18 protein-coding genes are annotated in these 21567 nt (G+C 37.9%); 17 read left to right on the top strand and 1 reads right to left on the bottom strand.

What is annotated here, in order from left to right; all coding sequences use genetic code 11:
• Positions 1 to 179 precede the first annotated feature (179 nt).
• From accD to J2S08_RS01800, 5 genes are all read left to right on the top strand, one after another.
• Complete coding sequence (accD, locus tag J2S08_RS01820) at positions 180 to 1052, top strand: acetyl-CoA carboxylase, carboxyltransferase subunit beta (protein ID WP_307226076.1); 873 nt, start codon at positions 180 to 182, stop codon at positions 1050 to 1052.
• On the top strand, positions 1049 to 2026 hold the full coding sequence (accA, locus tag J2S08_RS01815; RefSeq protein ID WP_307226074.1) for an acetyl-CoA carboxylase carboxyl transferase subunit alpha: 978 nt from the start codon (positions 1049 to 1051) through the stop codon (positions 2024 to 2026). The genes accD and accA overlap by 4 nt, the downstream gene beginning before the upstream one ends.
• 235 nt (positions 2027 to 2261) lie before the next feature.
• Complete coding sequence (gene pfkA, locus J2S08_RS01810; protein ID WP_307226073.1) at positions 2262 to 3221, top strand: 6-phosphofructokinase; 960 nt, start codon at positions 2262 to 2264, stop codon at positions 3219 to 3221.
• A gap of 56 nt (positions 3222 to 3277) precedes the next feature.
• The gene (gene pyk / locus J2S08_RS01805; protein ID WP_307226071.1) at positions 3278 to 5038 is read left to right on the top strand and encodes a pyruvate kinase; all 1761 of its coding nucleotides are present in this window, start codon (positions 3278 to 3280) and stop codon (positions 5036 to 5038) included.
• A 386-nt stretch (positions 5039 to 5424) separates the two neighbouring features.
• Positions 5425 to 5811, top strand: a complete 387-nt coding sequence (locus J2S08_RS01800) for an FxsA family protein (RefSeq protein WP_307226069.1) — start codon at positions 5425 to 5427, stop codon at positions 5809 to 5811.
• A gap of 4 nt (positions 5812 to 5815) precedes the next feature.
• On the opposite strand, the gene ytvI is transcribed toward J2S08_RS01800, so the two are convergent.
• Positions 5816 to 6931 carry a sporulation integral membrane protein YtvI gene (ytvI, locus tag J2S08_RS01795; RefSeq protein ID WP_307226067.1) on the bottom strand — a complete coding sequence of 372 codons (1116 nt, stop codon included), beginning with the start codon at positions 6929 to 6931 and terminating at the stop codon, positions 5816 to 5818.
• A 364-nt stretch (positions 6932 to 7295) separates the two neighbouring features.
• On the opposite strand from ytvI, the gene J2S08_RS01790 reads away from it, so the two are divergent.
• The 12 genes from J2S08_RS01790 (at position 7296) to speD (ending at position 21561) form a co-directional block, all read left to right on the top strand.
• The gene (locus J2S08_RS01790) at positions 7296 to 7760 is read left to right on the top strand and encodes a DUF441 domain-containing protein (protein WP_370875615.1); all 465 of its coding nucleotides are present in this window, start codon (positions 7296 to 7298) and stop codon (positions 7758 to 7760) included.
• A 361-nt stretch (positions 7761 to 8121) separates the two neighbouring features.
• Positions 8122 to 9234, top strand: a complete 1113-nt coding sequence (citZ, locus tag J2S08_RS01785) for a citrate synthase (protein ID WP_307226064.1) — start codon at positions 8122 to 8124, stop codon at positions 9232 to 9234.
• A 104-nt stretch (positions 9235 to 9338) separates the two neighbouring features.
• The gene (gene icd / locus J2S08_RS01780; RefSeq protein WP_307226063.1) at positions 9339 to 10613 is read left to right on the top strand and encodes an NADP-dependent isocitrate dehydrogenase; all 1275 of its coding nucleotides are present in this window, start codon (positions 9339 to 9341) and stop codon (positions 10611 to 10613) included.
• 540 nt (positions 10614 to 11153) lie between these two features.
• The gene (gene mdh, locus J2S08_RS01775; protein ID WP_307226060.1) at positions 11154 to 12092 is read left to right on the top strand and encodes a malate dehydrogenase; all 939 of its coding nucleotides are present in this window, start codon (positions 11154 to 11156) and stop codon (positions 12090 to 12092) included.
• A gap of 347 nt (positions 12093 to 12439) precedes the next feature.
• Positions 12440 to 12916, top strand: coding sequence for a MaoC family dehydratase (locus tag J2S08_RS01770; RefSeq protein WP_307226059.1), 477 nt, complete (start codon positions 12440 to 12442; stop codon positions 12914 to 12916).
• Positions 12917 to 13143: 227 nt separating this feature from the next.
• Positions 13144 to 14121 carry an FtsH protease activity modulator HflK gene (gene hflK / locus J2S08_RS01765; RefSeq protein WP_307226057.1) on the top strand — a complete coding sequence of 326 codons (978 nt, stop codon included), beginning with the start codon at positions 13144 to 13146 and terminating at the stop codon, positions 14119 to 14121.
• A complete protein-coding gene (gene hflC, locus J2S08_RS01760; protein WP_307226055.1) occupies positions 14114 to 15049 on the top strand; it encodes a protease modulator HflC in 936 nt (311 codons plus the stop codon). Before hflK ends, hflC begins: the two co-directional genes overlap by 8 nt.
• A 258-nt stretch (positions 15050 to 15307) precedes the next feature.
• Complete coding sequence (gene polA, locus J2S08_RS01755; protein WP_370875614.1) at positions 15308 to 17926, top strand: DNA polymerase I; 2619 nt, start codon at positions 15308 to 15310, stop codon at positions 17924 to 17926.
• A 24-nt stretch (positions 17927 to 17950) separates the two neighbouring features.
• Positions 17951 to 18781, top strand: a complete 831-nt coding sequence (gene mutM / locus J2S08_RS01750; RefSeq protein WP_307226052.1) for a DNA-formamidopyrimidine glycosylase — start codon at positions 17951 to 17953, stop codon at positions 18779 to 18781.
• A 91-nt stretch (positions 18782 to 18872) separates the two neighbouring features.
• On the top strand, positions 18873 to 19478 hold the full coding sequence (coaE, locus tag J2S08_RS01745) for a dephospho-CoA kinase (RefSeq protein ID WP_307226050.1): 606 nt from the start codon (positions 18873 to 18875) through the stop codon (positions 19476 to 19478).
• A 344-nt stretch (positions 19479 to 19822) separates the two neighbouring features.
• Entirely contained in the window at positions 19823 to 20857 is a 1035-nt protein-coding gene (locus tag J2S08_RS01740; protein ID WP_307226048.1) for a glyceraldehyde-3-phosphate dehydrogenase, read from the top strand.
• Positions 20858 to 21189: 332 nt separating this feature from the next.
• A complete protein-coding gene (gene speD / locus J2S08_RS01735; RefSeq protein ID WP_307226046.1) occupies positions 21190 to 21561 on the top strand; it encodes an adenosylmethionine decarboxylase in 372 nt (123 codons plus the stop codon).
• The last annotated feature ends 6 nt before the right edge of the window (positions 21562 to 21567 follow it).

Raw genomic sequence — 21567 nt, 5'->3', positions numbered from 1 at the left:
AATATTCCATCATGAAAGTGGATGGTCGACGTTTTTTTACATTTTTCATAGTAAATAACTGCTACAATAGGGACAAGCTATTTCACTCATGCCGAGCAACTAGTTTGTTGCAAGCTTAGCATGAGTTCCTATTATGAAAAATTGGCACTCGTTACAGTTATTTACAAGGAGGTTTCACCTTGCTAAAAGACTTATTTTCAAAACCAAAACCTAAAAAGAAAAAATACGCAACGATTCCTTCTGAATCTGCAAAGCAAGATGTACCAGAAGGGATTATGACAAAATGCCCACAATGTAAAAAAATAATGTACACAAAAGAATTAAACCAAAATTTAAAGGTTTGTCTTCATTGCTCCTTTCATCACAGAATGAATGCATTTGAACGAATAGACAGTTTAGTTGATGAGGGGAGTTTTACTGAACTGGATGCAGACCTCACAACAGAAAACCCATTGCATTTTCCTGATTATATAGAGAAAGTTGAGAAAGACCGTCAGAAAACGAAATTAAATGAAGCGGTGTTAACAGGATCTGCTTCTATTAATGGGTATGAGATCATTATTGCTGTGATGGATGCTAATTTCCGAATGGGCAGTATGGGATCAGTTGTCGGAGAAAAAATTACTCGCGCTATTGAAGAGGCTGATCGGACAGGAGTTCCTTTTATTATCTTTACAGCTTCGGGAGGGGCACGCATGCAAGAGGGCGTTTTGTCCTTAATGCAAATGGCAAAAACAAGTGCTGCACTAAAAAAGTTTAGTTCTAATGGAGGATTATTTATTTCCATTATGACAGATCCTACAACAGGGGGAGTTTCCGCCAGCTTTGCTTCTCTAGGAGATTATAATTTCGCAGAGCCCGGGGCGTTAATCGGTTTTGCAGGCAGAAGAATTATTGAACAAACGACTCGTGAGGAATTACCGGAGGATTTTCAAACAGCAGAGTTTTTATTAAAACATGGCCAGTTGGACGCGATCATTCCTCGTCTTGAACTGAAAGAAACGCTAGCTAAAGTCCTTGATCTTCATCAGCAAGGCGGTGAGCTGATATGAAAAATGTACTTGGCTTTGAGAAACCGATTGTTGAATTGCGTGAAAAAATCAATGAGCTAAAAGAATTTACTAAGAGCTCTGATGTAGATTTATCGGTTGAAATTGAAAAATTAGAGGCGCGGCTGGAAAAGCTGCAAGTCGATATTTATGAAAACATGAAACCATGGGATCGTGTACAAATGGCGCGTCATCCAGACCGGCCAACAACACTGGACTATATAGAATTTTTATTTACTGATTTTTTTGAGCTGCATGGAGATCGTTTATTTGGAGACGACCGAGCGATCGTTAGCGGTATTGCTAAATATCGTGGAATTCCGGTAACAGTAATTGGGCAGCAACGAGGCAAAAATACAAAAGAAAACATTATGCGTAATTTTGGGATGCCGCATCCAGAAGGCTATCGAAAGGCTTTGCGCTTAATGAAGCAAGCTGAAAAATTTAATCGCCCAGTTATTTGTTTTATCGATACAAAGGGGGCAGAGCCAGGAAAAGCTGCTGAAGAAAGAGGCCAAAGTGAAGCGATTGCCAGGAATCTTTTTGAAATGGCTGGGCTGAAAGTCCCTATTGTCAGTATTGTTATTGGTGAAGGAGGAAGTGGCGGTGCATTAGCGCTTGGAGTCGGAAATCATATCCATATGCTTGAAAACGGCACTTTATCGGTTATTTCACCAGAGGGTGCGGCTGCTATATTGTGGAAAGATGCATCATTAGCAAAGCGTGCCGCTGAAACAATGAAGATCACTGCTCCAGACCTAAAAGCGTTAGATATTATTGATGATATTATTCCTGAAGTAAGAGGCGGAGCACATCAAGATGTTGAGAAGCAAGCAGAGGCGATTGATGCAGTCTTAAAAAGATCATTGCAGGAACTTTCTGTTTTATCTCCTGAAGAATTAGTAGAAAAACGCTATGAAAAATTCAAAAGGATTGGGAAGTATACTAGTTTACTTCAGAGCAGCATGAAAATATAGATTGTCTAAAGCACTTTAACCAATTAATGGGCGTCATATTCTTATCAGGCAGTATCCTCTAAAGGAAAAGAGGTACTGCCTGTAAGTCATCCGTTTTCATTTGTATTTAATTCTATAATGTAAAAAACTTGCCCTAAGTATAAAGTTTTAAATAAGTAGAAAGTGTTATAATAAAAAGAAGTTCCTCCAGCGAATCTACTTGTATCTTTATAAACTAATATTGAGGTGAGAGGAAATGAAAAGAATAGGTGTTTTAACAAGTGGAGGAGATGCTCCTGGCATGAATGCTGCTGTTCGTGCAGTTGTCAGGAAAGCAATCTTTCACGATATTGAAGTTTTTGGTATATATCAAGGCTATCAAGGATTAATGAATGGGAAAATCGAGAAATTGGAATTAGGATCAGTTGGGGATATTATTCATCGTGGAGGCACGATTCTTCAATCAGCCCGTTGTGATGAATTTAAAACGAAAGCCGGACAGCAGCAAGGGATCGAGCAGCTAAGAGCGCACCAGATTGAGGGCTTAGTTGTAATTGGTGGAGACGGCTCTTATCGTGGAGCAAAGGCATTGACAGAATTAGGTTTTCCATGTATCGGTATTCCTGGAACGATTGATAATGATATACCTGGAACTGATTTTACTATTGGTTTTGATACTGCTATGAACACAGTCTTGGATGTTATCGATAAAATTCGAGATACAGCTACTTCACATGAAAGAACATTTGTAATTGAAGTGATGGGCCGCGGCGCTGGTGATCTAGCACTATGGACTGGCCTAGCCGGAGGCGCTGAAACGATCATTATTCCTGAAGAAAAATTTGAGATGAAAGATATTGTAGATCGTTTAAAGAAGGGGAATGAACGCGGCAAAAAACACAGTATCATTATTGTTGCTGAAGGTGTCATGAGTGGTGTGGAATTCGCATCTAAGGTTCAAGCAGAAACCAATTTTGAGACAAGGGCTTCTGTGCTTGGCCACATGCAAAGAGGAGGTTCTCCAACTGCTGCAGATCGGGTGCTAGCAAGTCGTTTCGGAGCTCGTGCTGTAGAGCTGCTTCTTGACGGCAAAGGAGGCAGGGCTGTCGGGATCAAGGAAAACCATCTCATTGACTATGACATAGTGGAAGCATTAACTAGCGAACATCAATTAAATTTAAAATTGTATGATTTGTCGAAGGAGCTCTCCATTTAATTGAGAGAATTCCCTGCTTTTTACTAAACACCTGAATCTTAGGAGGGTATTACAAAATGAAAAAAACAAAAATTGTTTGCACCATTGGGCCTGCTAGTGAAAGTGTTGAAACGTTAGAAAAATTGATGGAAGCTGGAATGAATGTTGCGAGGTTAAATTTTTCCCACGGCAATCATCAGGAGCATGCAACACGTATTAAACGTATACGAGAAGCCGCGAAAAAAACAGGGAAAACGATCGGCATCCTTCTCGATACGAAAGGCCCAGAAATTCGTACCCATACAATGCAGGATGGGGTTATTGAGTTAATCGGGGGCAACACAGTTATTGTTGCGATGGAAGAAGTACTAGGAACAGATGAGAAATTTTCTATCACTTATCCAGAGCTAATCGATAATGTTGAAATTGGTGCGAGAATTTTATTAGATGACGGTTTAATTGCATTGGAAGTCATTTCACTAGATAAAGATAAAAAAGAAATCCTTACGAAAGTATTAAATGGTGGGAAATTAAAAAACAATAAAGGGGTTAATGTTCCAGGCGTTTCTGTTAACTTTCCAGGTATTACGGAAAAAGATGCGAAAGACATTCTTTTCGGTATTGAACAAGACATCGATTATATTGCAGCATCCTTTGTCCGCCGCGCTTCAGATGTCCTTGAAATTAGAAAGCTGTTAGAGGAAAATCAGGCCGAACATATACATATTATTCCTAAAATCGAAAACCAGGAAGGCGTCGATAACATCGATGATATTCTTAAGGTGTCCGACGGATTAATGGTTGCACGCGGAGATTTAGGTGTTGAAATTCCTGAAGAAGAAGTACCTCTCGTTCAAAAAATGCTCATTAAAAAATGTAATGATTTAGGAAAACCAGTCATCACGGCTACGCAAATGCTCGATTCAATGCAGCGAAATCCAAGACCAACAAGGGCGGAGGCGAGTGATGTCGCCAATGCAATTTTTGATGGTACAGATGCAATCATGCTTTCCGGTGAGACAGCTGCAGGCCTCTATCCTTTAGAAGCGGTGCAAACGATGTATAACATAGCGATACGTGCAGAACAATCATTGCGGCATAAGGATATTCTCTCAATGCGCCGAAAAAGCAGCAGCCATAATATGACAGATGCAATTGGCCAGTCTGTTGCTCATACGGCAATCAATTTAGATGTTGAAGCGATCGTCACGCCTACAGAAAGCGGTCATACTGCAAGAATGATCTCAAAATATCGCCCTAAAGCCCATATTGTTGCCGTTACTTTCAGTGAATCCGTCTCACGGCGGTTAACACTTGTTTGGGGGGTGCATCCACAGCAAGGAAGAAAAGTGACGACTACAGATGAAATGCTCGAATTAGCTGTACAAGAAAGCTTAAATTCTACTCTTGTAAAGCATGGGGATTTAATCGTCATTACAGCTGGAGTGCCAGTTGGAGAAACAGGAACAACGAATTTAATGAAGATCCATGTTGTTGGCGATATTCTTGCAAAAGGCCAAGGTATTGGCAGGAGCTCAAGTTATGGCAGAGCAATCATTGCTGCCAATGCTAAGGAAGCTAATGAAAGAATGGAGCAAGGAGCAATTTTGATCACTGTTGGAACGGATAAGGAAATGATGCCGGCATTGGAAAAATGCAGTGCGTTAATTACTGAAGAAGGCGGATTAACAAGCCATGCTGCAGTTATTGGCATTAACCTAGGCATCCCTGTTATTGTCGGGGTAAAAGATGCAACAAAACTCGTTCAAAATGGCGAAGAAATCACAGTTGATGCCAGCAGAGGGGTTATTTATCGCGGCCATGCAAGTGTTTTATAAACATAGAGCTTAGAACAAAAAATGCCAAGTGTATTAGAGGAGATAAATGGAAAAAAACCTCCCATGCGTTTAGATGAATCTTACTTCTAATCGTAACATCTGATCGGATTTTTAAGCTGGAGGACAACAAGCGCTTTTCTAGCTTGATTTTAGGGGAAAGCCGTTGCTAAAGCTAGGTTGTGCCTATCAATAACGGGATGAGAGAAAGCTACTGATGAAAGAGCGGTAAATGGTTCCCGGACACAAACGGCGGCTGACTCAGCATTGTAGATTCATTGCTTTGAGTCGGCCTTATTATATTCAAATTGAACTTTCTTGGCATTGTTAGTTGAATATTTTTTGGAACAATGTGTATGTTATAATGAAAAAACGTGGGGGACAAAACAATGAGATATTTGTTTATTATATTTATTCTCATACCTGCTTTAGAAATTGGCTTATTCATTTATGCTGGTCAAACAATTGGTCTATTGTGGACAATTGTCTTCATTATTTTTACCGCACTGCTCGGCACATATTTTGCAAAGCAGCAAGGACTGGAAACGATAAAAAGATTACAGGGAAAGATTCATCATGGAGAATATCCAGGTGATGAAATATTTTCTGCACTCTGTATTTTTATTGGCGCCCTGCTCCTTATAACTCCAGGCTTTTTAACAGATGCTTGTGGCTTTTTGCTTTTGCTGCCGCAAACTCGTCATTTATTTAAGCCACTGTTCAGAAAAATAACGAATAAATGGGTCAATCAAAAACGGATTATTATTTGGAAATAACCTTTTAATATGTTTTTCCTTTTATGTATGACCATATATCTCGAAACACATTCGCTTTATATAAAGCTGTTAAGAACACAAGTAAAACAGGACCTAAAATAAAACCGATAAAACCAAAATATTGAAAGCCAATAAATAATGCAATTAAAGTCGCTAATGGATTTAAACCGATACTTGAAGAAAGAATTTTCGGCTCCGTTAACTGGCGTTGGACTACGATAATTAAATACAAAACGATAAGACCAACTACAAGGCTTTCATCACCTGTTGCCATTGCATACATGATCCATGGAATAAAAATGATGCCTGTTCCAACATAAGGAAGCAAGTCCACAAATGCACATACTAATGCAATCGTTAGAGCATAGTGAACTTTTAAAAAAAGCAAGCCACTTATTACAAGAAGAAAGGTAATGGACATAAAAGTAAGTTGTGCAAATAGATAACCGAATAATGCCTGCCTTACTATTCCTGAAAGTGCGATCCACCTATGCTTTATTGTCTCCGGAATAAATTGACTCATTTTTCTAGTAAGATCATCCCAATCTTTGCTAATAAGAAATGTTGCAATGAGAGAAAATAACAGCACAGTAGCTGTATTTGGTATCCACGAAACGATGCTTGGCAATTTTAACAAGAAATGCTGCACAAAATTACCGATACTTGCGGATAAAGCTTCACCTGCTAATTGAATTTGTTTTAAAATAGCATCTTGTTGTCCACTTTCTAGCCGAGAAATAAGTCCAATAAGGCGGTTGTAAAGAGGAATCACCTTTTCAGCAACAATCGTTTCCAAACTATGTACGAGAGTTGCCACATGTTCTGGAACAACGTTTGCCAAATAATTTGCACCTGCAACAATTTCTACAATTAATAACGTCATAAGACCGATAAATACGCCGATGAGCAGCAGGAGAGAAGTTAAAACTGCCAATAACCTTGGAAGTTTGATTGTTTTTTCAAGAAAACGAACAATCGGATTGATCAAAAACGCAATACCAAAAGCGATAAAGAATGGATAAGCTGCTTTTGCTAGAAAGTAAAGAAATGTGATGCTTACAGCAATCATGACTAGGACGAATATAAAACGCATTATTTGATACAATGTATGTTCATTCAAATGATTTCTCCTCCAACTAAGATTTAGCTTAAGCTGGCATCAATAGCTCTTTAAGGAGGTAAGCTATTGATCGTTTATCATTGCTAATACCTGCCTCTTTTCCACATTTAGCTGGGCAAGAGAAGAGGAGGTGGAAAGTAAAGAAAACTTATTTTCTTATCTCTCATTCCTTGTTGTGGAAGTTTCACTTTTTCAAAAAAGGGTATACTTCAATTTTATTCATTTATTTTGCAATATAGTACGAAAAGCTTGGACAAGTAAGGAGACAAACATTGTATATTACCTAATTCAATGTTTTAGCTTTAAACTCTAGTAAGAAAGTGGATAAGCTGCTGCTGACAAGAACCTGTAGAAAGGGAGAAAAATCTTGAATCAAGCACTAATATTTTTATTGCTTTTGTTAGCAATAGGATTCATTGCCAAAAATCAATCTTTAATTATTGCCGCTTTGGTGTTAATTATTTTAAAAGTGATAAGTGTTGATCAAAAAGTGTTTACGATGCTGCAATCAAAAGGGATAAACTGGGGAGTAACCATCATTACGATTGCTGTTTTGGCTCCAATCGCGAGCGGGGCAATTGGATTTAAGGATTTGCTTGCTGCGTTAAAATCTCCATATGCATGGATTGCTTTGGCATCAGGAGTATTAGTCGCAATCCTTGCAAAAAATGGTATTATTCTTTTGGCTTCAGATCCTCATATTACAACAGCACTTGTTTTAGGAACAATTATTGCAGTTGCACTTTTCAAAGGTGTGGCAGTCGGACCAGTAATTGGAGCAGGGATTGCTTATTACGCGATGAAAGGATTTGAATTATTCCAATCATAGTATTTTATTTTGTCTATGTCAGTTAAGCAAGAAAATTCTTCATTAATCAGAAAAAAGGCGGATAACAAAGAATCAACTATTGCAAACGTAAGAATAAAAGTATTGTAAAATCATAATAACCATGGAATTCATGAAGCGTATCCATTCACAATACTTGCATAATTGTTTATAATAGGAAATGTGAGTGGGTATCGTGTATATGAAAGAGCGATAGACAAGTTTTTATATTATATTATAATAGAAAGTGCAATCGCTTTATTTATGTACAAACACTGAGCCGCTGCTCAAAAATGTGACAATTTTTTATTTGAAAGGACTTGAAAAAACAAAAGGGAAAATTAAAGTCGAAGGAGAGATTATCATGACAGCTACTCGCGGTCTTGAGGGTGTCGTTGCGACAACTTCATCAATTAGTTCTATTATCGATGATACGTTAACTTATGTAGGGTACGATATCGATGATCTTGCAGAAAACGCGTGCTTCGAAGAGGTCATTTATTTATTATGGCATTTGAAGCTACCGAATAAAGAACAGCTTGCAGTATTAAAGCAGCAGCTTGCCGACAATATGGATTTGCCGCAAGGTTTAATTGAGGGCCTTAAAGCGTTCCCGAAAAACGCTCATCCAATGGCAGTTTTACGAACCGCTGTTTCTCAACTGGGATTATATGATGATGAAGCAGAGGTAATGGAGGAAAAGGCAAATTATGAGAAAGCAATCCGCTTACAAGCTAAGATGCCAGCGATCGTGGCTGCTTATGCACGTATAAGAAAAGGGCTTGAGCCGGTTTCGCCACGCAAGGATTTTAGTTTTGCGGAAAATTTTCTTTATTTGTTAAAAGGGGAAGAACCAAATGCAATTGCTGTTGAAGCATTTGATAAAGCACTTGTGCTTCATGCCGACCATGAGTTAAATGCATCTACCTTTACAGCGCGAGTTTGTGTAGCAACATTGTCTGACATCTATTCAGGTATTACTTCAGCTATTGGAGCTTTAAAAGGTCCATTGCATGGCGGGGCAAATGAACAAGTCATGAAAATGTTAAGTGAAATAGGCTCTCTTGAAAAAGTTGATTCATATGTTTATGATAAATTGGAGAACAAAGAAAAAATAATGGGATTTGGGCACCGTGTGTATAGAAAAGGAGATCCACGAGCTAAACATCTCAAAGAAATGTCGCAAAAATTGACAGATTTGACAGGAGAACCGCATTGGTTTGAGATGTCAACCAAAATCGCACAAATCGTGACATCAGAAAAAGGTTTGCCGCCAAATGTCGATTTTTATTCAGCTTCAGTTTATCATAGTTTAGGTGTCGATCATGATTTATTTACGCCAATATTTGCTGTTAGTCGTGTTTCAGGATGGTTAGCACATATTTTAGAGCAGTATGAAAACAATCGTTTAATTCGTCCTCGTGCAGAATATACAGGACCAGGAAAGCAATCATACATTCCTCTTGAAAACCGCTAATCATGACGCTACTAATGTCATATTATTGTGAAAAAAAGGTTAATAGAAATTTAGATGCAAGAAATTTCTAACCTTTAAGAAGATTGAAATCTGGAGGGAAAAAGATGTCAAAAGGTGAAAAAATTACTGTCGAAAATGGTGTTCTTCATACACCAAACAATCCAATTATTCCGTTTATTGAAGGGGATGGAACAGGTCCTGACATTTGGGCTGCCGCTTCTCAAGTCTTAGATGCGGCTGTTGAAAAAGCATATAAAGGCGAAAAGAAAATTGTCTGGAAAGAAGTTTATGCTGGTGAAAAAGCTTTTAATAAAACAGGAGAATGGCTTCCAGCAGAAACTTTAAAAGATATTCAGGAATACTTAATTGCAATAAAAGGCCCTTTAACTACTCCAATTGGCGGAGGAATTCGTTCATTAAACGTGGCGCTTCGACAAGAACTAGATTTGTATGTCTGTTTGCGTCCTGTACGTTATTTTACAGGCGTGCCATCCCCTGTTAAGCGTCCAGAAGATACAGATATGGTCATTTTTCGAGAAAATACGGAAGATATTTATGCTGGGATCGAATATAAAGAGGGCACTGATGATGTGAGAAAGTTAATAAACTTCTTACAAAATGAAATGGGTGTCGATAAAATTCGTTTCCCTGAAACTTCTGGCATAGGCATTAAGCCTGTTTCAGCGGAAGGAACGAAACGCCTTGTTCGTGCTGCAATCAATTATGCAATCAAGGAAGGTAGAAAATCTGTTACCCTTGTACATAAAGGAAATATTATGAAATTTACAGAAGGTGCCTTCAAAAATTGGGGTTATGAAGTAGCTGAAAAGGAATTTGGCGATAAAGTGTTTACATGGGCTCAATACGATAAGATTAAAGAAGAACAAGGAACAGATGCTGCAAACAAAGCGCAGTCAGACGCTGAAGCAGCTGGCAAAATTATTATTAAAGATTCAATTGCTGATATTTTCCTACAGCAAATCTTAACTCGTCCGCGTGAGTTTGATGTTGTTGCAACAATGAACTTAAATGGTGATTATATTTCTGACGCGTTAGCTGCACAAGTAGGTGGAATTGGAATAGCACCTGGAGCAAACATCAACTATGACACAGGTCATGCGATATTTGAAGCGACACATGGTACTGCACCAAAATATGCAGGCCTGGATAAAGTAAATCCATCTTCTGTTATTCTTTCTGGGGTTCTGATGCTTGAACACCTTGGATGGACTGAAGCAGCTGCACTGATCACAAATTCAATGGAGAAAACAATTGAATCTAAAGTTGTTACTTATGATTTTGCTCGATTAATGGATGGTGCAACGGAAGTGAAATGCTCTGAATTTGCGGCTGAACTCATTAAAAATATGAGCAAATAATCGCATTTTTACAGTGAGTGTAGTGTAAAATACTAATATTTTCCAAAATATTTTGCAGCTAAATCAGGTGGAGGATATTTTATTTGCTCCATCTGATATAGCTAGAAAAACTTATTTTAACTGGATTTCCGAAAAGAATTCTCCCACTTCTAAATGTGAAGGGCATAGCCCAATGAAAGTAGGAGATGATTTTTCGGTTAGTGTAAGCCAAAATATTGTTCTATAATCAACATATACACTATGGAAGGTTGATGACAGGGATGTGAATGCAAGTAAGAACTTGCTGAAACTAGCCATGTAGTCGGTATTTTCTCTAGGGGCAGGGACTACCCTTATAGCTTGGTAAATATAGATAGCTAACAAAAGTATCTAGTTCCCAAGAAGCTCCTACTTCAATCAGACCGTAAGGTCGATAAGTGGTGAGTAGTTCACTAGATAACGAGTATTGCTTAGCCAACAAAGATTGGCGAATGGTTGATGGTTGATTAGATAGCGAAGAAGGACGCACATTACTTTATATTGAAAAGAGGCGGAAATCTCATGACAATGAAACGTAAAAAAGTTTCTGTTATTGGCGGTGGTTTTACTGGTGCAACAACAGCCTTTTTAATTGGTCAAAAAGAGCTGGCAGATGTTGTTTTAGTTGATATTCCTCAAATGGAAAACCCAACAAAAGGAAAAGCTTTAGACATGTTAGAAGCAAGCCCAGTACAAGGTTTTGACGCTAATATTACTGGAACTGCAAATTATGAAGATACAAAGGATTCTGATATTGTCGTCATTACAGCTGGTATTGCACGCAAGCCTGGCATGAGTCGCGACGATCTTGTACAAACGAACCAAAAAATAATGACAAGTGTCACACAAGAGATCGTGAAATACTCTCCAAATTGTTACATTATTGTCCTAACAAATCCTGTCGATGCAATGACTTATACGGTTTATAAGGAATCTGGCTTCCCGAAAAACCGTGTAATCGGACAATCTGGCGTTCTTGATACAGCTCGTTTCCGTACGTTTATAGCACAGGAATTAAATTTTTCTGTTAAAGATGTTACAGGCTTCGTGCTAGGCGGCCATGGAGACGACATGGTACCGCTCGTTCGCTACTCTTATGCTGGCGGGATTCCGCTTGAAACGCTTATACCTAAAGATCGCTTAGACGCAATTGTAGAGCGTACTCGCAAAGGCGGCGGGGAGATAGTTAATTTATTAGGTAATGGCAGTGCATACTATGCTCCTGCGGCTTCCTTAGTCGAAATGGTTGAGGCAATCATCAAAGATCAACGTCGTGTTTTGCCAGCGATTGCATATCTTGAAGGTGAATATGGCTATGATGGAATTTATTTAGGCGTGCCAACAGTATTAGGTGCTGATGGTCTTGAAAAAGTGATCGAATTAGAATTACTACCAGAAGAAAAAACAGCTTTAGACAAATCTGCAGAATCTGTTCGTCATGTGATGAGTGTATTAGCATAATAAAATAATGACACAAGCGGGATGGAGGGCGACGTATAAGTCGAGAAATGACACTTTCATCCCCTTTGTCGTTCTAATAGAATGGATTGGCAGCTCCAAAATATAGACAATGTTAGGAAAAAGGGGGAGCCTAAAAAGGCAGCGTACCCCCTTTTTCCTATACTAAAAGGCAGAAAAGTGTTATAAATATGAAAAGAGTATTGAAGCTTCATTCGTATGAAAATGACAAACCAGTAGACATTCATACTTAGAAGGACTTATTTATTACTTTACGGAAAAGCTAAAAAAGACAATCCATCCTAGAGAAATAATGTGAGAAGTTTTAACATCAATGGAGGTGCAATTAGATGTTATTGGGAAAAAAACATAGGATAGGCAGAAGAATAGAAGAAATGAAGGAGGGAGAGAAACTAACATTAACAGAAAAAATGGAAGACAAGGATTTGCTTCTATATCTTGGTCTTACAAATGATTCTAATCCGCTTTATATTCAGCATGATTATGCCTCTCAAACACCATTTAAAAAACCGATTGTTCCACCTGTTATGCTAACAGGCATTATGACATCAGCAATTTCAAAGTATCTTCCTGGGCCAGGTTCACACATTACAAAACAAGACTTTGAATTCTTAATGCCTATCTATCACTATGAAACCGTTCAGTTTTTATTTGAAATAATCGAGATCGATAGGGAAAATCATACGGTCACTATTCAAGTGGCGGTAACGAATGAAGAAGACGATTTAATGGCACAAGGAAGAATGACAGTTGTTCCTCCACATGAATTAGAATTTTTCCAAAGTAGTGTACTTGATAATTTTTAATCTATTTATAGTGAAAATAGCGTAAATGTTATTTTCTTTAAATCGCCTCTTATCTCCGCCTATCTGATACATGAGATCAAAAAGGCGGTTTTTAATGAGCATTCATTTTTGCTTCATTAGTCATTAAAAGGGTCGGTTAAGATTGATATTCTTTAGGAGAAATGAAACTTTTTGGGCTGCTGGGCGTATATAGAGAATAGAAAGCTGGAGGAGAAAGGAAGAGAGAGATGAGTCTGAAGAGAATCTATACAATAACTGGTATGGTCATCGCAGCACTCGTTTTAGGAGTTGTTTTGGTGACATCTTGGTACACGGTTGATGAATCTGATCAAGCAGTTATCATTACATTTGGAAAGGTTGAAGAGGCTGTTCAAGAACCAGGTTTGCATTTTAAATTGCCATGGCCGATTCAGCATGTCGAAAAGCTGTCAAAGGAAACATTTAGTCTTCATATCGGAACCGATGATCAAAAAGGAAAAATGAAAAGGGCAAGAGAAGACTCTAAAATGATTACTGGCGATGAGAATATTGTTATTGCTGACCTCGTTGTCCAATGGAAAATTACAAATCCGAAGAAATACTTATTTCATTCTGAGAATCCAAAGGAAATTTTGTATGACGCTACTTCTGCCTCTTTAAGAAGCATCATCGGCAGTTCGAAGATTGATGACGCTTTAACATCAGGGAAAGTAGAAATTGAAGCAGGTGTAAGAGAGCTATTAACAACGTTAATAGAAAAATATGATATAGGCATTTCTATTCTTGCTGTTAAACTTCAAGATGTTGAATTGCCAAATGAAGATGTTCGCAGTGCCTTCACAGCAGTTACAGATGCTCGAGAGACGATGAATACGAAAAAAAATGAAGCGGAAAAATATCGCAACAAGCGCTTAAACGAAGCAACAGGCGAAAAAGATGCGATTATTTTAAAAGCTACTGGTGAAAAAGCTGCCAGGATCGAAAGAGCTCGTGGGGACGTAGCTGTTTTTAATAAACTTTATGAAGAGTATCAAAAAAGCCCTGCAGTTACGAAAGAAAGATTAATCTTAGAAACGTTGGAACAAGTATTGCCAAACGCTGAAATTTACATTATGAATGATGATGGGAATACGATGAAATACTTTCCGATACGCCCATTAGAAAATGAGGCGCCAAAAACGGAAGCTCCAAAGGAAGAAGAGAAGGGAGCCCAACAAAATGAGTAAAGATAATGTTATTGATATGAATGATAAAAAGAAACTTGAATTGGAATGGAAGAAGTATTCAAAAGCTGGAATTTTCTTTGTCATTATTATTGTATTGCTAGGTATTTTGCTTGCGAATACGTTCATTGTAAAAGAAGGAGAGTATAAGGTAATCCGCCAATTCGGTGAAGTAGTAAGAATTAAAAGTAAACCTGGCTTAGGTTTTAAAGTGCCATTTGTTCAAAGCATAACAACATTGCCAAAATATCAAATGCGATACGATGTGTCTTCTGCTGAAATTAATACAAAGGACAAAAAGCGGATGTTGATCGACAACTATGCAATTTGGAAAATTGATGATCCGAAAAAAATGATTACAAACGCCCGTTCTGTTGTAAATGCTGAGTCAAGAATGGAAGAATTTATTTATTCTGTCGTTCGAGCAGAACTAGGTCATTTGGATTATGACGAAATCATTAACGATGAAAAATCTTCTCGTGGAAGCTTAAATGACAAAGTGACAGACATGGTAAATGAATTACTCGCCAAAGATAATTATGGGATTGTAGTGACTGATGTTAGGATGAAACGCACAGATTTACCGCAAGAAAATGAAAATTCTGTTTATACGAGAATGATTTCTGAACGTGAATCAAAAGCACAAGAGTATTTATCAAAAGGTGATGCAGACAAAAATGTTATTACGGCTAAAACCGACCGTGAAGTAAGAGAACTGCTTTCGAAAGCCAATGCAGATGCAGAAGTCATTCGTTCTGAAGGAGAAGGAGAAGCAGCTAGAATATACAACGAAGCTTTCTCAAAGGATCCTGAATTTTATAGTCTATTTAAAACATTAGATTCATACCAAAAGACAATTGGAGACAAAACAGTTATCGTACTTCCTTCCGACTCTCCTTATGCACGGTTGCTAACAGGCAACACAAAATAGTTGAACCACCTTAAACGAGCTTTTTGTATTCTCTATGAACATTGAACAGGCTGCCCTCGATTATTGAGGCAGCTTTTTCATATTCAAATGTCGTTCATTCTGATAATATCAATAGGGACAATAAACAAATATTAAAACAGGGTTGTCTAAAACATGTTAAAATAAAGAGAAGATGATTTAAGTAAGGAATCGAAAACCTTCACTAAAAGTGAATAGTCCCCAACAGATGAGGAGGATCTGAATTTGCCGAAAAAGTTAATGTTAATAGACGGAAATAGTATTGCTTATCGTGCCTTTTTTGCACTCCCGCTTTTGAATAATGAGAAGGGAATCCATACAAACGCTATATATGGGTTTACGATGATGTTGATGAAAATAATGGAAGAAGAGAAGCCGACGCACGCACTGGTTGCCTTCGATGCTGGTAAAACAACCTTTCGTCATAAAACATATCAATCGTATAAAGGAGGACGGCAAAAAACCCCTCCAGAGTTGTCAGAGCAGCTGCCTTTTATTCGGGAGCTTCTAGATGCATATGGGATTAAACATTACGAATTGGAAGATTATGAAGCAGATGATATTATTGGAACCTTGGCACTGCAAGCGGAGCATGATGACTTTGAAGTGATCATTATTTCTGGTGACAAAGACTTAACACAATTAAGTACAGATAAAACGACTGTTTATATTACCCGAAAAGGGATTACTGATATGGAGGTTTATACGCCGTCTCATATCGAAGATAAATATGGGTTAACTCCACAGCAAATTATTGATATGAAAGGCTTGATGGGTGATCAATCCGATAATATTCCAGGTGTGCCAGGGATAGGAGAAAAAACAGCGATCAAACTCTTAAAGCAGTTTGGTTCTGTTGAGAAGCTTCTTGATTCCATAGATATAGTTAGCGGTAAAAAGCTAAAAGAAAATTTAACACAATATCATGAACAAGCTGTGATGAGCAAGGAACTTGCAACGATAACAAAGGAAGCACCGATTAGTGTGTCTATAAAAGATCTTCCGTATAACGGTTATGACGTTAAAAAAGTAAGCTCTCTATTTCAAGAACTTGAATTTCATTCCCTTTTGGCGAAGCTTGGAGAAACGGATTTTGATGAGCCAACGGAATCGATGGAAGATATCCCCTATGAAACAGTAACGGATATTACTGAAGATATCTTTGCTCATAAAGCAGCCCTTTATGTTGAAGTAATAGAAGAAAACTATCATACTTCTCCAATTAATGGTTTTAGTTTGAAAACCGATAAAGGCCTTTTTTTTCTGCCAGCAGAAACAGCGCTGCAATCTTCTATTTTTAAAAAGTGGCTAGAAGATGAAACAAACATTAAATATGTATATGATGCAAAGCGATCCATTGTAGCTTTAAAACGTCATGGCATCGACTTGTGTGGCATTTCCTTTGATTTATTGATAGCCTCCTATCTCTTGAATCCATCAGAAGCAACGACTGATTTTGCTGGTGTTGCAAAACGCCACGGCTATCAACAGATTCATACGGATGAAGCGATCTATGGGAAAGGTGCAAAATTGAAGCTGCCTGAAGAAGAAATTTTAGCAGAGCATCTTGTCAGAAAAGCAGCAGGGTTATCTGCCCTTGTTGAACCATGTTTGCAGGAATTGGAAAAAAATAAACAGATCTCCCTTTTTTATGAATTGGAATTGCCTTTAGCCCTCATTTTGGCAAGGATGGAAGCATTCGGTGTACACGTTGATGTCGATCGTTTACAAGAGATGAAAAAGGAAATCGCTGCTCGATTAGAAGCGATTGAAAAAAAGATATTTAACATTGCTGGTGAAACCTTCAACATTAATTCACCAAAGCAGCTTGGAGTTGTTTTATTTGAACATTTAGGACTACCAGTAATCAAGAAAACAAAAACCGGTTACTCCACTTCTGCGGATGTATTAGAGAAGCTAGAGCCTGAGCATGAAATCATTACGGAAATTCTCCATTATCGTCAACTAGGGAAGCTGCAATCTACCTATATTGAAGGACTTTTAAAGGTGGTACATGGTGAATCACAGAAAGTGCATACAAGGTTCAATCAAGCATTAACACAGACAGGAAGACTAAGCTCTACAGATCCGAACCTTCAGAACATCCCGATTCGATTAGAAGAAGGTCGAAAAATTAGACAAGCATTTATTCCATCAAAGCAGGACTGGGTAATTTTTGCAGCGGATTACTCCCAAGTAGAACTTCGTGTACTCGCTCATATTGCACAAGATGAAAACTTAATAGCCGCTTTTAAAAAGGATATGGATATTCATACAAAAACAGCGATGGATGTTTTTCATGTGGATGAGACAGAAGTAACTGCAGAGATGCGAAGACAAGCAAAGGCAGTTAATTTCGGAATCGTATATGGGATTAGTGACTATGGTTTATCGCAAAACCTTGGAATAACAAGAAAAGCCGCAGGGGAATTTATTGAGCGTTATTTTGTTAGCTTCCCAGGTGTAAAAGATTATATGACGGAGATTGTACGAGAAGCTAAGGAAAAAGGTTATGTAGAGACGCTGCTCCATCGCCGCCGTTATATTCCAGAGATTACAAGCCGTAATTTTAATCTTCGTAGTTTTGCAGAACGGACAGCAATGAATACACCAATTCAAGGTAGTGCAGCTGATATTATTAAGAAAGCGATGATCAATATTGCGGAAATGCTGCAAAAAGAGAAACTGCAAACTCGTTTGCTCTTACAAGTCCATGACGAACTGATTTTTGAAGCGCCGCAGGCTGAAATAGAAAAACTAAAGCATTTAGTTCCAGAAGTCATGGAAAGCGCGGTAGCATTATCTGTTCCTCTAAAGGTTGATTATGCTTACGGTCCAACATGGTATGATGCAAAATAGCAAGACAATAGGAGAGAAGGAAAAATGCCAGAATTACCAGAAGTAGAGACGATTCGTAAAAATTTGCAGGAATTAGTAGTCGGGAAAAAAATTAACAATGTGACAGTTAAGTGGCCAAAAATCATTAAACTACCTACAATTGTCGAACAATTTCCCGATGCTTTAAAAGGGCAAACTATTCAAGATATTGGAAGAAGAGGGAAGTTTTTATTATTTTATTTAGATAAGCTCGTACTTGTTTCACATTTGCGAATGGAAGGACGCTATGGATTGTATGAAAGTCACACAGAAGTGGAGCCGCATACTCATATTATTTTTCATTTTGAAGACCAAACAGAATTAAGGTATAAAGACGTTCGCAAATTTGGTACAATGCATTTATTTGCAAAAGGGGAAGAAAACGCCTCACTTCCTCTCTCCCAGCTTGGCCCTGAGCCTTTCTCAAAAGATTTTTCAACAGCACTGCTTAAAGAAAGATGCCAAAAAACACAGCGGAAAATAAAAGCAGTCCTGCTGGATCAAACAGTGGTCGTTGGTCTTGGTAATATTTATGTTGATGAAGCTTTATTTCGAGCGGCCATCCATCCTGAGCGCAAAGCAAATTCGTTAACAATGGACGAGCTATTGAACTTGAAAAAAGAAATAATGAATACGCTGCAGGAAGCGCTTGAAAAAGGCGGGAGCTCGATTCGCTCATATGTTAATAGTAATGGAGAACTTGGGAAATTTCAGCAATCGTTATTTGTTTATGGACGGAAAGGAGAAGAGTGCCTGCAGTGTGGAGAAAACATTGAAAAAATCGTTTCAGCTGGACGAGGAACTCATTTTTGTCCACAATGCCAAATGCTTAGATGACAGTTTCTTGAAAAAACAGGAGGAGGTGACATACTGCTTGGAAAATTGCTCAATGCTTGCCATTGGGTAATTTTTGCGGCAGGCTAAACGGATGGCAGCAATGATCATTGGCTTAACAGGTGGAATTGCAAGTGGCAAGAGTACAGTATCAGCTCTGTTTCAAAAACGAGGATTTACAATGATTGATGCCGATGATGCTGCTCGAAAAGTAGTAGAAGTTGGCAAGGAAGCATATGAGAAAATTGTCGATCATTTTGGCAAGGAAATCTTACAGGCTGATGGTGCGATAGATAGAAAGAAACTTGGCGCCATTATTTTTCATGATAAGGAAAAACGCCTGCTTTTAAATAGCATTGTTCATCCCGCAGTGAGAAAACAGATGAATGACAGCAAGACAGCAGCACTGGCAAACGGTAAACAGACAGTCTTAATGGACATACCTTTGTTATATGAAAGCAAACTCACTGATATGGTAGATCGTACAATTGTTGTATATGTGGATGAGCATATACAATTACAAAGACTAATGGATCGGAATCAATTATCTAAAGCAGACGCAGAAGCGCGTATTTCCTCCCAGCTCCCGCTGCAGGAAAAGAAAACAATGGCTGATGCTGTTATTAATAATAATCGGACGATAAAAGAAACAGAAATTCAGTTGGATGAATTAATTAAGAAATGGAATTTAAAACCTTGAAAGCCGCTGCTCTCAAGGTTTTTATCTTACATTAAACTTTTTGAAGTACCAGTAAATGTCCGATTGGTTTGAAGTTTACAAATAAGAAAAGCTTCGACGTAACACTTCTCATGAAAAAAGAGAAGATTCTTTTTTAAGGAACCAATCGTTATTACTTAAAAAATATTTGTATGGAAAGATGTGAGAAATCCTCATTGAAGGAAGTTTCGCTTTAGCATTATTTTTCCGAATAATAAGATATCAAAAGAATGACAAAATGATGAACTTATTTAAGTGTTAATATGTTATACTTATTACATCATAACTATTTAAAAGTATAACACTTATGTAGGGGGAACCAACGCATGAAGGCGAAGATAGCAATTACTGGTTTTGGTCGAATTGGCCGGATGGTATTTAGAAAGGCAATTACAGAGGGGAATTTGAATATTGTTGCCATTAATGCCACCTATCCTGCTGAAACATTAGTACACTTAATTAAATATGATACAACACATGGGAAATTTGATGGAGATATTAAAATTGAAAGCGATGACATGATCGTTGTAAATGGAAAGCGTATTCAACTTCTTCAAAATCGCGATCCTTTACAATTGCCTTGGAAAGATTTGGGGATTGATATTGTCATTGAAGCAACTGGAAAGTTTAATGATCGTGAAAAAGCAGCGCTTCATTTAAAGGCTGGAGCAAAAAAAGTGATTCTGACTGCTCCTGGAAAAAATGAAGATGTCACGATTGTCATGGGTGTAAATGAAGATCAATTGAATATCAACCATCATGATGTTATCTCGAATGCTTCTTGTACAACAAACTGCCTAGCACCAGTTGCTAAAGTATTGGATGAGAAGTTTGGAATTGAAAATGGTTTAATGACAACAGTCCATGCATATACAAATGATCAAAGAAATATAGACAATCCACATAAAGATTTACGGAGAGCACGTGCGTGCGCCCAATCGATTATTCCGACAACAACAGGAGCAGCAAAAGCATTAGCGCTTGTCTTACCACAATTAAAAGGCAAAATCCACGGAATGGCGCTTCGAGTTCCAACTATTAATGTGTCCTTAGTGGACTTGGTAGTAGATGTCAAGAAGCAAGTAACGGTTAAAGAAGTCAATGAAGCTTTTCAAGAGGCTGCTAAAGGTTCGTTAAAAGGAATTTTAGATTTTACGATGGAACCGCTCGTTTCTGTTGACTTCAATACTAATCCACATTCTTCCATTGTTGATGGACTTTCTACAATCGTAATGGATGGGAAAAAAATCAAAGTATTGGCATGGTATGATAATGAATGGGGCTACTCTTGCCGTGTGGTTGATCTTGTCAATTATGTTGCAATGGAAATGAACACAACCAAGCAAGTAAAAGCTGGGTAATAACTTTTAAAATACGATAGAAAGTATGGAGGAAAAGCACTTTATTTTTCATCCATACTTTCTTTTTTTTCTATAAAAATGTGCAGGAATTTTTCTACAAAAAATTAAAAAGGATGTATTGAAAAATAAACATAAACAAAGTATACTATGATTCGTGTACTTCATAATAAGAAGTACAGGGTTGAAAAACAACTTCAATACCTTGTTTTAAAATAGCTACTGAAAGGGTTAGGACCTCTTTGGACTAACTTTCCCCCGTGGTAGTTAAGTATGTTATCGGAATTGTTTTTGTGATCGAAAAAATGATGAAGAGTTAAAGGGGGATACGATCAATGGAAACAATAGGTCGTCACGTCATTGCAGAATTATGGGGTTGTGATGTTAACAAGCTTAATAATATGGAGTACATTGAGCGGATATTTGTAGAAGCAGCTTTACATTCAGGAGCTGAAATTCGCGAAGTGGTTTTTCATAAATTTGCTCCCCAAGGCGTTAGCGGTGTTGTTATTATTTCAGAATCGCATTTAACGATACACAGCTTTCCAGAGCATGGTTATGCCAGTATTGATGTGTACACTTGCGGGGATCTAGATCCCAATATTGCTGCAGACTATATTGCTGTTGCCTTGAGTGCTGAAACGCAAGAAAAAATGGAGTTGCCTCGAGGAATGGGACCAGTACGAGTGAAGCAAGTAGTTCAATAATGATGA

Source organism: Bacillus chungangensis, assembly GCF_030812995.1.
Taxonomy (GTDB): Bacteria; Bacillota; Bacilli; order Bacillales; family Bacillaceae_C; genus Bacillus_CF; species Bacillus_CF chungangensis.
Note: the sequence above shows the minus strand (reverse complement) of the source record. Positions and strands in the feature narration are given on the sequence as shown.